Below are 14,511 nucleotides of genomic sequence, written 5' to 3'. Positions count from 1 at the left end.
TATGATACTGTTGATCTTAGGAACGGTCTTTGGCTGTTCCAAAGACGACGGTAACACAGAAGATCCTATTGGAGGTGAAGATCCAACAGATGATGGTCCAATAGAGAATACCTTTGATGGTCCAACCTATTCCGATAACTATACGCCTATAGCCTCTTGGACCAATAGAAGCAATTGGAACTTAGCTAATGTGCATGATCCAACAGTAGTAAAGCAAGACAATTATTTTTATATGTACCAAACCGATGCGTCCTACGGGAATGCCCATGACGGACATGGCCATTTTCATGGTCGACGCTCTACCGATTTGGTGAATTGGGAATATTTGGGAAGCACTATGGATAATGCGCCTGCTTGGGTGAAGGATTCCATGAATACCAAAAGAGTACAAATGGGATTGCCGGAAATTGATAGTCCTAAATATGGCTATTGGGCACCATGTGTGAAAAATGTGAATGGGGTTTATAGAATGTACTATAGCATTGTGGTGGATGAATTGATAGAAGGAACCGATCCATGTGCCTCATGGGGAGAGCGCCCTTATATTGGTATGATGGAAACTACCGATTTGGCTTCCAACAATTGGGAAGATAAAGGTATGGTAGTAACAGCCATTCCTGATGGACTTGAAGATCGTTACAGAACAAGCTGCAACGATTGGAGTTCCTACTATAAGTTTAATGGCATCGACCCTAGTTATATTGTAACTCCAGGAGGGGAACATTGGTTGGTTTATGGTTCTTGGATGACAGGGATTGCAGCCGTACAATTAGATCCTGCTACAGGAAAACCTTTTCAATTAGAGACTGAGGAAGATTATGGTATGAGAATAGCAGGGCGCGGTAATCTTGCTACTAACAGATGGCAAGGAACCGAAGGAGCCGAAATCATTTACAATCCGGATACTGGATATTATTATTTGTTTTTGGCTTATGACGAATTGTCAAAAGCTTATAATACTAGGGTAGCTAGAGCTACCGATATAATGGGGCCTTATTACGGTATCGATAATCAAAATGTATCCGAAGGAGCCGAGTGTTGGCCAATGTTAACACATCCTTATAAATTCAACAACCATACAGGATGGGTTGGGATTTCGCATTGTACCGTGTTTCAGGATGAAGCTACTCAAAAATGGTATTTCTCCTCTCAAGGGAGATTGCCAGAAGGTGTTCCGGGAATCAATGTATCCAACGCTGTGATGATGGGGCACGTTAGGGAGTTAAAGTGGACTTCAGATGGATGGCCAGTGGTGGCACCTGAAAGATATGCCGCAGTTCCAGAAACCGAAATTACGGCAGAGGACATTACTGGAATTTGGGAACAAATTACAATGGATTACCAATATCAAGTCATGCAAACATCAGAAACAATCATTTTCAATAGTAACGGAACGTTATCTGGTGCCATTTCAGGAACATGGAACTTGGATACAGATACTAATACACTTACTATAAATGGTAATGAGTGTAAGTTGTTTGATGCTTGGGATTGGGAAAGTTCACCAAGAAAAGTTACCATTTCATATTCTGGTTTAACTGTGGATGGAAAACCTATTTGGGCTAAAAAAATTAATTAATTAACGATGAAACCACTATGAATTTTTAGATGCTTAATTAACTGATGAAGTATCAAAAAATCATATAAAGTTTCATCTGACAATTGAAATAAAATCGAACAAATGAAATATAGTATCGCACTAACACTAGGTGTGGCCTTGTTCATGTCATGTAAAGAACAGGATAAATCTCCTGAAATTGCTGAGATAACACCTTCGGAAAAGGAAGTTGTAAAAGTACCATTGCAAATTAATAATCCAATTATTAAAGATAAGTTTACCGCGGATCCTGCTGCTTTGGTGCACGATGGAAAAGTTTACCTATATGCCGGGCATGATGAAGCGCCTAACGATTTTCATTTCTATAGAATGAACGAATGGTTGGTATATTCGTCTACCAATATGGTAGATTGGCAGGAACATCCCGTACCATTAAAGCCTTCAGATTTTGAATGGGCCAAAGGCGATGCGTGGGCCGCTCAAGTAATCGAGCGTAACGGAAAATTCTATTGGTACGTTACTGTAGAACATGATGATACACATCCTGGTAAAGCAGTTGGAGTAGCAGTTGCTGATTCTCCAATAGGACCTTTTAAGGATGCTTTGGGAAAAGCTTTAGTAACTAACGATATGACCTCTCAAACTGATATTTCTTGGGATGATATTGATCCATCTGTGATTATAGATGATGATGGTCAGGCATATTTATTTTGGGGTAATACCGTGTGTAAGTATGCTAAGTTGAAAGAAAATATGGTAGAACTTGACGGGCCAATCCACGTAATTGATGTTCCTAAGTTTACCGAAGCACCTTGGATTCATAAAAAGGGCGATTGGTATTATTTATCGTACGCCTCTGAATTCCCTGAGAAAATTGTGTATGCCATGAGTAAATCGGTTACTGGACCATGGGAATACAAAGGGATCTTAAATGAGCTGGCAGGTAATAGCAATACCAACCACCAAGCAATTATTGAATATAAAGGAAAGGATTATTTCATCTATCATACGGGAGGTATCAATCCTAATGGAGGAAGTTTTAGAAGATCGGTGTGTATCGATGAGTTAAACTATAACCCAGATGGTACGCTGCAACGTGTAATAATGACTTCCGAAGGAATTCAAAAATAGAGTTATGAAGTTTATAAAACAATCTATAGTAGTTTTTGGTTTGTTGGCAGGAATGGTGTTAACGGCCCAAACAGACAAACCAATTACCCACGATCCTGTTGTAGCCAAACAAGGGGATACCTATTATTTATTTTGTACAGGACCTGGGATTACAAGTTTTACCTCGAAAGATTTAAAAACATGGATACAGGCCGATCCTGTATTCGCTGTAAATCCAAAATGGGCCAAAGATGTAGCACCTGGATTCAATGGACATATTTGGGCGCCGGATATTACATTGTATAAGGGGACCTATTATTTGTATTATTCCATTTCTGCTTTTGGAAAAAATACGTCAGCCATAGGTTTGGTAACCAATACGACCTTAAATCCTAAGGACAAAAATTACCAATGGGAAGATCAAGGAATTGTCATTCAGTCCATCCCGAATAGGGATTATTGGAATGCCATTGACCCTAATTTAATTTTTGACGAACAAGGAACGCCTTGGATGGCTTTTGGATCGTTTTGGGGTGGTCTGAAAATGGTGAAAATGACACAAGATTTAAAATCACTTGCAGAACCTGAAGAATGGTATACCATTGCTCGTCGGGAGCGTTCATTTGAAAAAGAAGATGCTGATGCTGGGGATGCCGCTTTGGAAGGTCCGTTCATTTTCAAAAAAGGCGATTACTACTATCAGTTTTTGTCTTGGGACTATTGTTGTCGCGGAGAAAACAGCACCTATAAAGTGGTGGTTGGACGTTCCAAAACAGTGACGGGACCTTATGTAGATAGAGACGGAAAGTCCTTAAATGAAGGAGGCGGAACTTTGGTGCTTGAAGGCAATGAGAAATGGTATGGCGCAGGGCATAATAGTGTCTATACCTTCAATGGTAAGGATTATATTTTCTTCCATGGTTATGATGCATCCGATAAAGGTTTGCCTAAACTTCGAGTTTCTGAATTGCAATGGGATGCCAATTTATGGCCAAGTCTAAAAGACAATGTACTAGATTAAAATGAAATCATTAATAGCAAGTTTGGGAATTATTTGCACGCTTACGGCTTCAGCACAGGAAGCGGTAAATCTATTCCCGTTAAATCAAGTTTCTGTGACTTCCGGTGTATTCAAGGAAGCCGCAGAAACTGATTTCAATTATATACAACAGTTAAATCCAGACCGACTGCTGTCGCCATTTCTACGAGAAGCAGGTTTGGAGCCTAAAGCGCCATCTTACACCAATTGGGAAAATACAGGATTAGATGGGCATACGTTCGGACATTATTTGTCGGCGTTGTCTATGTATTACGCTTCAACAAATGATGCAAAAGCCAATGAGTTGATAGATTACGTGTTGTCCGAATTGCAGCGTGTACAACAGGCAAACGGCAATGGATACATAGGTGGAATCCCAGGCAGTAAAGCTTTATGGACCGAAATTGAAAATGGACAGATCAATGCTGGAAGTTTCAGTTTGAACGATAAATGGGTGCCACTTTATAACATCCATAAAACCTTTGCAGGCTTAAAGGATGCTTGGGTATATGCCCAAAAACCTCAAGCCAAAATTATGTTGGTTGCTTTAACCGATTGGTTTATTGGAGTGACCAAAAATTTATCAGAGGCACAGGTGCAAGATATGTTGCGTTCGGAACATGGTGGATTGAATGAAGTGTTCGCAGAGTTGTATCACATCACAGGGGAAACAAAATATTTGCAGTTGGCCAAGCGCTTTTCTGAAAAAGCCTTGTTAGAGCCACTGGCAGAAAACAAAGATATTTTAACAGGCATGCATGCCAATACGCAGATTCCAAAATTTATTGGGTTCGAGCGTATTTCTCAGTTGGATCATGATGCTATTTACCATGATGCAGCTTATAATTTTTATGACAATGTTACTAAGGAGCGCACTCTTAGTATTGGTGGGAATAGTGTTCGGGAACATTTTAACCCAATCGATGATTTTAGCGATGTGCTAAGTAGTCAAGAGGGACCTGAGACCTGTAACACCTACAATATGCTAAAGTTGAGCAAGCTTTTGTTTGAGGATACTGCAAACGAAGCTTATATCGATTTTTACGAACGCGGTCTTTACAATCATATTTTGTCCTCACAAAATCCTAAAGGAGGTTTTGTGTATTTCACACCAATGCGTCCGGGGCATTACCGCGTGTACTCGCAACCGGAAACCAGTTTTTGGTGTTGCGTTGGCTCTGGGATGGAAAACCATACCAAATACAATGAGTTGATTTATGCGAAAACTGACGATGCACTTTATGTGAATCTTTTCATGCCTTCCAAAGTAAATTGGGAAGCGCAACAAGCAAGCATTACACAAGAAACCAAGTTTCCAGAGGAAGCAGCTACAACCTTGATTTGGGAGAGTAAAAAAGCAAGAAAAGCGACCTTGATGTTGCGATATCCACAATGGGTAACAGCCGGTGATTTAAAAATTTCTATTAATGGAAAGTCTATTGAATTTGAAGGAACTCCAGGATCTTATATTCCAATTTATAGAAAATGGAAATCTGGTGACCGCATCACTATGGAATTGCCAATGCATTTAAGTTTGGAGCAAATCCCTGATCAGTCAGCTTATGTCTCTGTAAAATATGGACCAATTGTTTTAGCAGCAGTAACGGGAGATGAGCGTCAAGATGGTTTGTTTGCCGATGATAGCCGAGGCGGCCATATAGCCCACGGGCCGTTTTTACCAATGACGGAAGCTCCAATGTTCCTAGCAGAAAAAGGAGAGAACATTTTATCGAAAATAAAACCGGTTAAAGGAAAGCCGCTACAGTTTGCCGTAGAAGATTTAATCTATCCACAAACCTACGAGAACTTGGTACTTCAGCCATTTTATAAAATCCATGAAAAGCGCTATGCTATTTATTTCAAAAATGAAACACCTGAAGGCCTAGAGCAAATGCAACTGGAGTTGGCAGAAAAGGAAAAAGCCCAAGCCTATTTACGTTCCATAACCTTGGATTATGTGGCGCCGGGAGAACAGCAACCGGAGTCAGACCATGGTTTTAAGTCGGAGCATTCCAATTCAGGAGTGAACCAAAACCGTCACTGGCGCGATGCCTCGGGTTGGTTTAGTTATGAGTTGAAAAATAAGGAAGCTGAAGCAAAAGCCTTACGCATCACTTATTTTGGACTGGACGGAAATAGGAATTTTAAAATTATTGTGAACGGAGAGACTATTGCCAATCCTAAACTAAAAGGAAATAAAGGCAATATGTTTTTTGAAGTGGATTATGAATTACCGGAGAATGTTGTGAAAGATAACGAACTTTTAGAAGTGCGTTTTGAAGCGGATGAAAATTCAACAACTGCTGGAGTTTACGGAGTGCGTTTAATGAGTGTTTTGGGTACTTCAAATGAATAAAAAAGAAAAAAAAGTAATTGCTAATGGAGCTCAATGGGAATTGAGACTAGTTGCTAGAAATAGCATTTTGAAAAAGACTATATGAAATCAGAAAATCAAAAATTAAGCATTCTTGAAAAAATAGGATATGGTTCTGGAGACGCAGCCGTAAATGTTGTGATATCTTCGATGTTCCTAATCATTACCTTCTTTTATACCGATGTGTTTGGGTTAAAACCTAAAGACATGGCCCTATTGTTTTTATTGGTAAGATTAATCGATGCTATTACGGATCCTTTAATGGGGTTGATCACCGATAAGTTTACGACTAAATGGGGACGTTACAGGCATTACTTTTTGTTCTTAGCGGTGCCTTTTGGGATTTCGGTGTTTTTAACCTTCACCACACCCGATTTTGATTATGCCGGCAAAATGATCTATGCGTACATCACTTACATATTTGTGACGATAATGTTTACATCGGTAACAATTCCGTATATCTCCTTAATTGGTGTGTTGACCAGCGACCCTCAAGAACGTTTGTCTGCCAATGGTTACCGACTGTTCTTTGCTAAGGTAGCAGCCTTCTTAGTGTCTATCGTCGTACCTATTTTGGCGGAGAAGTTTGGAAAAGATGATTTGGGTAGAGGTTATCAAATGGCCATGGGTTTAATGGCCCTTTTAGGAACCCTATTGTTCTTATTTAGCTTTTTTACCACAAGAGAACGCGTAGAACATGTGGTAGAGGATAAGCCTTTGAAAGAACAGTTTCAGTTGTTGTTGAAAAATGGTCAGTGGACCCTTTTATTTGGGGTGTGTTTCTTCGGTACCGTGGGTTACGTAATCCGTAATTCAGTAGCCATTTTTTATGCTAAATATTTCTTGGGTGGTGATGCCAGTGTGCAATCATCGTTTATGGCAACTGGTGTTGCGGCGGCTATTTTGGCAATGCCAGCCTCTACGTTTATTACCAAAAAATACTGTAAGGTAAAATTGTTTAAATGGTCCCAAATTGCGGTGGGAGTGATTAGTCTTATTATGTTATTGGTAGTACAGCCAGGAAACCTTGTGATGGCCTATGTACTGTATTTCATCTTGTCTTTTGTAGTCGATTTACATGCGCCAGTTTTCTGGTCGGCTATCGCAGAAGCGGTGGATTACGGTCATGCCGAATCAGGAAAACGCGTGTCTGGTTTGTCCTTTGGAGGAATTTCCTTTGCTCAAAAATTGGGAATGGGAATTGCAGGAGCTGCCGTAGGATATTTATTGGATTTCTTCGAATATGTACCAAAAGCAGAAACGCAAACTGAATTTGCCCTTTGGGGAATCGCCTTAATGCTAACTGTAATTCCAGGAATCTTCCATGTGATTATGGGAGGAATGATGTTCCGATATAAAATCACCGATTCATATTACGAAACAATTAAAAAGAAATTAAATATATAACAATGAAGATGGAGAGTTCTGAAAAAAATGCACCGATTGTAGAACAACGTGCCGATCCGTTTATTTATAAGCACATTGATGGTTATTACTATTTCACGGGGTCTGTGCCAACCTATGATCGTATTGAACTGAGAAGAGCGAAAACAATTGCTGAACTGCCGAATGCCGAAACCTTTGATGTTTGGTTCAAGCATGAAAGCGGGCCAATGAGCCGTCATATCTGGGCGCCTGAGATTCATTATTTGGACGGTAAATGGTATGTATATTTTGCGGCTAGTGAAGAGGAGGATATCTGGGCATTACGACCTTATGTTTTAGAATGTACAGGAGAAGACCCTCTTAAGGATGAATGGATTGAGTTGGGGATGATGCAAGCTGCCGATGGTGACGAAAAATCATTCATCGACTTTTCATTGGATGGTACTGTGTTTGAAAATAATGGCAGGCGTTATTTCTGTTGGGCTGAAAAAACAGGAGGTCAATTTGCGGCGTCCAATTTGTATTTGGCAGAAATGGAATCGCCAATCAAACTTAAAACATCCCAGTTCATGCTGACCACGCCAGATTACGATTGGGAGCGTATCGGCTTTTGGGTGAATGAAGGTCCAGCAGTTTTAAAACACAATGGTAAAATATTTATCACCTTTTCGGCTAGTGCCACAGGAGCCTGTTATTGTATGGGCTATATGGAAGCGGATGAAACTGCCGATTTACTAGATAGAAATTCATGGACAAAAACCAGATATCCGGTATTGGAGACCAATTACGATAAGAAAATTTTTGGCCCAGGACATAATTGCTTTACCGTGGCAGAAAATGATACAACACCGCTGTGCATTTATCACGCAAGAGATTATGAAAATGCAGTTGGTGATCCAGCAGTGGTTCCAAAAACTGATACCAGGCCTTTGGAGGAGATTGTTGCTGATCCACTATACGATCCAAACCGACATGCTAGAATGTTGGAGGTGAAATTTGATGAAAAAGGGAAGCCTCTTTTTGAATTGTTTTAATAATATTTGAATGAAACGACCATTTATAACATATTCCTTGTTAACTGCCATGATGTTTGGAGGCATAACTGGTTGCAAAAATGAAACGACAGAGGAACAGTCTATTTCCAAAACAAATATCGCTTCAAAAGAAATTACGCATCTGGTAGTCGATTTAAAAGATACTGGTGTCAAAATTCAACCTACCATGTACGGGATCTTTTTTGAGGACATCAACTTTGCCGCTGATGGGGGGCTTTATGCGGAAATGGTAAAAAACCGTTCGTTTGAATTCTTAAACCCAAAAATGGGCTGGAAGGAGCCTAATAGTAATACGCATAGTCATAATACGGAATCAGGGTATTTAAGTCCAATTAAGTATACAGGAGAAAATACCAATCATACCTATGCTCGTGTGGAGGTGAAAGGGCCAAACTACGAATTGCTCAATGAAGGGTTTAGAGGTATGGGTATTAAAAAGGATGCTCAATACAACCTGACCTTGGATGCGAAAATGGTAAGTGGGGATATTCAAAAAATTCGGTTTCAGTTTATAGACTCCCTAAACCAAGTTTTAGGGGAAACTAGCATTGTCCCGAAAGGAACTTCGTGGACGAACTACGAGGCCCAATTGGCTGCCAATCAAACCCAAATGAAAGCCCAGCTAAAAATCACGTTTGAAGGTACAGGCGTTATTGATTTGGATATGATTTCCTTGTTTCCCGAAGATACTTGGAAAGGTAGAAAGAAAGGTTTACGAAAGGATATCGTTGAGTTATTGGATGGTTTAAATCCTGGATTTTTAAGGTTTCCTGGTGGCTGCATTGTTGAAGGGAGAACTTTGGAAAGACGCTACCAATGGAAAAAAACTGTTGGAGATATAGAAGACCGAGAAATTTTGGTGAACCGTTGGAATACGGAGTTCGCGCATAAACCGGCGCCAGATTATTACCAAAGCTTTGGAGTTGGCTTTTTTGAATATTTCCAACTATCGGAAGATTTGGGTGCTGAGCCGCTTCCTATTTTGAGTTGCGGAATTGCTTGTCAGTTCAACACGGGGGAGTTGGTACCAATGGAAGATTTGGATCCTTATGTTCAAGACGCTCTTGATTTAATAGAATTTGCCAATGGAAGTACCGCTACAACTTGGGGAAAACTACGTGCCGATATGGGGCATCCAGAGCCTTTCAACTTAAAATATATTGGGGTAGGGAATGAACAATGGGGACCTGCTTATATTGAGCGTTACAAGGTGTTTCATCAGGCTATAAAAGCTAAATATCCTGAGATTATTATAGTATCTGGTAGTGGACCATTTCCCGATGGGGACCAATTTGAATATGGTTGGGAAGAACTTAAGAAAATGGATGCCGAGATTGTTGATGAGCATTACTATCGTTCTCCTGAATGGTTTTTGGAAAACGCCAACAGATATGACAGTTATGACCGGAATGGCCCAAAAGTCTTTGCTGGAGAGTATGCCGCACATCCCAAAGACGTTGAAGACGGTCCTAAAGAGAATAATTGGTTGGCAGCACTTTCTGAAGCGGCATTCATGACAGGATTGGAACGGAATGCCGATGTGGTGCAATTAACATCGTATGCTCCTTTAATGGCACATATAGATGCTTACCAATGGGCTCCGGATATGATTTGGTTTAACAATTTGGAAGCTTACGGAACACCTAATTATTATGTGCAGAAGTTATATGCCAATAATCCAGGAACGGATTTGTTACAAATCACCAAGGATGGACAACCGCTAACTGGCCAAGAGCAATTGTATGCCTCAGCCGTAAAGGATGTCAATACAAAGGAGCTGATTGTGAAATTAGTGAATGCGGCTGAAGAAGGAAGGAGCATTTCACTAAATATGGGGGATACTACTTTAGAACAAAAGGGAACTGTGATTGTTCTGCAAAATGAAGATAGAACACGAAGTAATTCCTTTGATGCTCCAAAAGCAATAAGCCCAAAAACTATAGAAATTGAATTAAAGAACGGACAGATTGAAATGGAATTGGAACCTAGTTCTTTATATGTGTTAAAAGTAAAATTTAAAAGTGTATAAAATACACTTAATTTAATCTAAAGCGTATCTTTGTATACAGCAATACTAAATTAGGAAAGATGAAAACATATGTCATAGGTTTAGATTATGGTTCAGATTCTGTTCGTGCCGTCTTGATTGATACTCAAAATGGTGCCGAATTGGCATCTGAAGTATTTTGGTATCCACGTTGGAAGGAACAAAAATATTGTAACGCTGGTATTAACCAGTTCAGACAACACCCTCTAGATCATATTGAAGGGTTACAACATACCATTACTTCGGTAATGCAGCAAAGCGATGTGAACCCGGAAGCGGTAGTGGGAATTTGTATCGATACCACGGGGTCATCCCCAATGCCATTAACCGCAGAAGGGACACCATTGGCTTTGGTGGAAGGGTTCACAGAAAATCCAAATGCCATGATGGTACTTTGGAAAGACCATACCTCTGTTGCAGAGGCGAATGAAATCAACGAACTGGCCAGAACTTGGGGCGGTGAAGATTACACCAAATTTGAAGGAGGAATTTATTCTTCTGAATGGTTTTGGGCAAAAATATTACATATTGCCAGAGAGGATAAGGCTGTAAAAGAGCAGGCTTACACTTGGATGGAGCATTGTGACTATATCACTTACTTACTAGCCGATAACAAAGATTTAAATACGTTTAAAAGAAGCCGTTGTGCTGCAGGACATAAAGCTATGTGGCATGAGAGTTGGGGAGGATTGCCTGCTAAGGAATTCTTAGGGCAATTGGATCCATATTTAGCCGATTTAAAAGATAATTTATATACAGAAACCTTTACGTCCGATGATATTGCTGGTCACCTTAATGAAGAGTGGGCCGCTAAATTAGGTCTGTCAACTAAAACAGTAATTGCTGTGGGTACTTTCGATGCACACTCTGGTGCGGTGGGAGCTAAGGTTGACAATAATGCGTTGGTACGCGTTATGGGAACCTCTACTTGCGATATTATGGTATCACCTCGTGAAGTGATTGGGGATAACTGTGTAAAAGGAATTTGTGGACAAGTAGATGGATCTGTGATTCCTGGCATGATTGGTTTGGAAGCAGGTCAGTCTGCCTTTGGGGATGTCTTGGCTTGGTTCAAGGATGTGTTGTCTTGGCCTATTGAAAATCTAGTGTTGACTTCAAAAGTTTTGACAGATGAGCAAAAGACTGCTTTAAGTGAAGAAGTTGAAGCTAAGTTCATTCGTACTTTGGCGGAGCAGGCAGAGAGAATTCCAATTTCAGAAGCTATTCCAATTGCATTGGATTGGGTAAACGGAAGAAGAACGCCAGATGCCAACCAAGAGTTGAAAAGTGCCATCTCTGGAATTTCATTGGGAACAAAAGCGCCTCATATCTTCAAGGCTTTGGTGAATTCTATTTGTTTTGGTTCCAAAATGATCGTGGATCGTTTTGAAAGTGAAGGCGTGAAAATAGAATCTGTTATCGGAATTGGAGGCGTGGCAAGAAAGTCGCCTTTCATCATGCAAACTTTGGCCAACGTATTAAACATGCCTATTAAAGTGGCGGAATCAGACCAAGCACCAGCTTTGGGGGCTGCCATTTATGCCGCTGTAGCAGCAGGTTTGTATCCAAACGTAATTGAAGCCAGCAAAGTCATGGGAAGTGACTTTGAAGCAGAATATTTCCCGCAAACAGAACAAGTGAAGGTGTATGCCAATTATATGGAGGCCTACAAAACATTGGCAACCTTTGTTGAAACTAACATTAAATCCAAAAAGTAATGAGTTCTAAGTACAAATCTTTAAAAGAAGAATGTTACGAGGCAAACATGCAATTGAATGCCTTGAACCTTGTAGTGTACACTTTCGGAAATGTAAGTGCTGTAGACAGAGCCAATGGCGTATTTGCCATTAAGCCAAGTGGCGTGCCGTATGAAATTTTGAAGCCTGAAGATATCGTGATCTTGGATTACGACAACACTATTGTGGAAGGAACTATGAGACCGTCTTCCGATACCAAAACGCATTCCTTCTTGTATAAAAATTGGGATGACATCGGAGGGATTGCCCACACGCATGCTACGTATTCGGTATCATGGGCACAGGCGCAAAGAGACATTCCTATTTTTGGAACCACCCACGCCGATCATTTAACAGCCGATATTCCTTGTGCACCACCTATGAGCGACGACCTTATTGAAGGAAATTATGAGCACAACACGGGGATTCAAATTTTGAACTGTTTCAAGGATAAAAACATTTCGCATCAAGAAGTGGAAATGGTACTTATTGGAAACCATGGTCCATTTACTTGGGGTAAAGATGCAGCTAAGGCAGTATATAACAGTAAGGTGCTTGAAGTGGTGGCAGAAATGGCCTATTTAACACTTCAAATCAACCCAAGTGCACCAAGATTAAAAGATTCATTAATAAAAAAACACTACGAGCGTAAGCACGGTAAAAATGCCTATTACGGTCAATAATTAATACACAGAATTATGATTGATATATCACAAAAGGAAGTTTGGTTCATTACAGGAAGCCAACATCTATACGGTCCAGAAACATTAGAACAAGTGGCCAAAAACTCTTTGGAAATTGTTGAAGCTTTGAACGCATCTCAACAAATTCCTGTAAAAGTAGTTTTCAAGCCTACGGTGAAGACTACCGAAGAAATTTACGAAACCTTAACCGCAGCTAACCAAGAGGCGAACTGTATCGGGATTATTACTTGGATGCACACGTTTTCACCAGCTAAAATGTGGATTCGTGGGTTAACCGCACTTCAAAAACCTTTGTGTCATTTACATACGCAATTCAACAGAGACATTCCTTGGGATTCCATCGATATGGACTTTATGAACCTAAACCAAGCTGCCCACGGTGACCGTGAGTTTGGATTTATAGTAAGTAGATTGCGTAAAAACAGAAAAGTAGTGGTTGGTCACTGGTCTCAAGAATCTGTTCAAAAGAAAATTGGAGATTGGACTCGTGTAGCTGCAGGATGGGACGATTGGCAAGGTGCTAAGTTTGCTCGTTTTGGAGACAACATGCGTTTTGTTGCCGTAACCGACGGTGATAAAGTAGAAGCGGAAACTAAATTCGGTTTTTCAGTGAACACTTATGCTGTTGGTGATTTAGTAGAAGTTATCAATGGAGTGTCTGACCAGGCTATTGCTGAATTGGTTAAGGAATATGAAAGTTCTTATAACATGGTTGATTCCTTGTTGGAAGGCGGAGAGAATAGACAGTCTTTAATTGAAGCAGCTCGCATTGAATTAGGACTTGAGAAGTTCTTGGTTGATGGTGGGTTTAAAGGATTCACAGATACGTTTGAAGATTTACACGGAATGGTACAATTGCCAGGTATTGCTGTACAACGTTTGATGCAAAAGGGATATTCCTTCGCAGGAGAAGGTGACTGGAAAACGGCTGCTTTGGTACGTGCTATGAAGGTTATGGGAGCTGGATTGGAAGGTGGAAATGCCTTTATGGAAGACTACACTTACCACCTAGACCCTAAAGAACCTAGAATTTTAGGATCGCACATGTTGGAAGTAGATCCTGTATTGGCGGCTTCAAAACCTTCTTGTGAAGTACATCCTTTAGGAATTGGTGGAAAAGCAGATCCTGTACGTTTGGTATTTAATGGTAGAGCAGGCGATTCTTTGGTTGCTGGTTTAATGGACTTTGGAAACCGTTTCAGATTGTTAATCAATAAAACAGTTGGTGAAGAAGTAAAAGAAGCCTTGCCTAAATTGCCGGTAGCAAGAATTATGTGGAAACCATTACCTGATTTCGAAACAGCTTGTACTGCTTGGATTTTAGGAGGTGGAGCACACCATACTTGTTACAGTGAAAATGTATCGGTTGAGCAATTGGAAGATTTTGCCGAAATTGCAGGTATCGAATCTTTGGTGATTGATGAACATACAACCATCAGGGATTTTAAAAATACCATACATACCAATGAGGCCTACTATAGATAATGGTAGGTTAGGACTAA

General features: G+C 40.3%; 10 protein-coding genes. All 10 read left to right on the top strand.

Going from position 1 to position 14,511, the window contains the following annotated elements; genetic code table 11:
* Position 1: 1 nt before the first annotated feature.
* The 10 genes from RBH95_RS13225 (at position 2) to araA (ending at position 14,494) form a co-directional block, all read left to right on the top strand.
* Entirely contained in the window at positions 2 to 1,579 is a 1,578-nt protein-coding gene (locus RBH95_RS13225) for an arabinan endo-1,5-alpha-L-arabinosidase (protein ID WP_307900048.1), read from the top strand.
* A gap of 102 nt (positions 1,580 to 1,681) precedes the next feature.
* Complete coding sequence (locus tag RBH95_RS13220) at positions 1,682 to 2,689, top strand: glycoside hydrolase family 43 protein (RefSeq protein WP_307900047.1); 1,008 nt, start codon at positions 1,682 to 1,684, stop codon at positions 2,687 to 2,689.
* 4 nt (positions 2,690 to 2,693) lie between these two features.
* Positions 2,694 to 3,689, top strand: a complete 996-nt coding sequence (locus tag RBH95_RS13215; protein ID WP_307900046.1) for an arabinan endo-1,5-alpha-L-arabinosidase — start codon at positions 2,694 to 2,696, stop codon at positions 3,687 to 3,689.
* A gap of 1 nt (position 3,690) precedes the next feature.
* Positions 3,691 to 6,063 (top strand): glycoside hydrolase family 127 protein, encoded by a 2,373-nt coding sequence (locus RBH95_RS13210; RefSeq protein WP_307900045.1) that lies wholly within the window; start codon positions 3,691 to 3,693, stop codon positions 6,061 to 6,063.
* Positions 6,064 to 6,144: 81 nt separating this feature from the next.
* A complete protein-coding gene (locus RBH95_RS13205) occupies positions 6,145 to 7,488 on the top strand; it encodes an MFS transporter (protein ID WP_307900044.1) in 1,344 nt (447 codons plus the stop codon).
* Positions 7,489 to 7,490: 2 nt separating this feature from the next.
* Positions 7,491 to 8,501 (top strand): glycoside hydrolase family 43 protein, encoded by a 1,011-nt coding sequence (locus RBH95_RS13200; RefSeq protein WP_307900043.1) that lies wholly within the window; start codon positions 7,491 to 7,493, stop codon positions 8,499 to 8,501.
* A gap of 10 nt (positions 8,502 to 8,511) precedes the next feature.
* Positions 8,512 to 10,551 (top strand): alpha-L-arabinofuranosidase C-terminal domain-containing protein, encoded by a 2,040-nt coding sequence (locus tag RBH95_RS13195; protein WP_307900042.1) that lies wholly within the window; start codon positions 8,512 to 8,514, stop codon positions 10,549 to 10,551.
* 59 nt (positions 10,552 to 10,610) lie between these two features.
* Positions 10,611 to 12,287 (top strand): ribulokinase, encoded by a 1,677-nt coding sequence (locus RBH95_RS13190; RefSeq protein WP_307900041.1) that lies wholly within the window; start codon positions 10,611 to 10,613, stop codon positions 12,285 to 12,287.
* Positions 12,287 to 12,988: an L-ribulose-5-phosphate 4-epimerase gene (locus RBH95_RS13185; protein WP_307900040.1), complete on the top strand. Its 702-nt coding sequence runs from the start codon at positions 12,287 to 12,289 to the stop codon at positions 12,986 to 12,988. Before RBH95_RS13190 ends, RBH95_RS13185 begins: the two co-directional genes overlap by 1 nt.
* A 15-nt stretch (positions 12,989 to 13,003) precedes the next feature.
* Complete coding sequence (gene araA, locus RBH95_RS13180) at positions 13,004 to 14,494, top strand: L-arabinose isomerase (RefSeq protein ID WP_307900039.1); 1,491 nt, start codon at positions 13,004 to 13,006, stop codon at positions 14,492 to 14,494.
* The last annotated feature ends 17 nt before the right edge of the window (positions 14,495 to 14,511 follow it).

Source organism: Mangrovimonas sp. YM274, from assembly GCF_030908385.1.
GTDB lineage: Bacteria > Bacteroidota > Bacteroidia > Flavobacteriales > Flavobacteriaceae > Mangrovimonas_A.
This window is presented reverse-complemented; position numbering and strand designations above follow the sequence as displayed.

Bases quoted from the DNA above. Each gene is read 5' to 3' on its own strand.
- RBH95_RS13225 (WP_307900048.1), top strand. From the start codon at position 2: ATGATACTGTTGATCTTAGGAACGGTCTTTGGCTGTTCCAAAGACGAC.
- RBH95_RS13220 (WP_307900047.1), top strand. From the start codon at position 1,682: ATGAAATATAGTATCGCACTAACACTAGGTGTGGCCTTGTTCATGTCA.
- RBH95_RS13215 (WP_307900046.1), top strand. From the start codon at position 2,694: ATGAAGTTTATAAAACAATCTATAGTAGTTTTTGGTTTGTTGGCAGGA.
- RBH95_RS13210 (WP_307900045.1), top strand. From the start codon at position 3,691: ATGAAATCATTAATAGCAAGTTTGGGAATTATTTGCACGCTTACGGCT.
- RBH95_RS13205 (WP_307900044.1), top strand. From the start codon at position 6,145: ATGAAATCAGAAAATCAAAAATTAAGCATTCTTGAAAAAATAGGATAT.
- RBH95_RS13200 (WP_307900043.1), top strand. From the start codon at position 7,491: ATGAAGATGGAGAGTTCTGAAAAAAATGCACCGATTGTAGAACAACGT.
- RBH95_RS13195 (WP_307900042.1), top strand. From the start codon at position 8,512: ATGAAACGACCATTTATAACATATTCCTTGTTAACTGCCATGATGTTT.
- RBH95_RS13190 (WP_307900041.1), top strand. From the start codon at position 10,611: ATGAAAACATATGTCATAGGTTTAGATTATGGTTCAGATTCTGTTCGT.
- RBH95_RS13185 (WP_307900040.1), top strand. From the start codon at position 12,287: ATGAGTTCTAAGTACAAATCTTTAAAAGAAGAATGTTACGAGGCAAAC.
- araA (WP_307900039.1), top strand. From the start codon at position 13,004: ATGATTGATATATCACAAAAGGAAGTTTGGTTCATTACAGGAAGCCAA.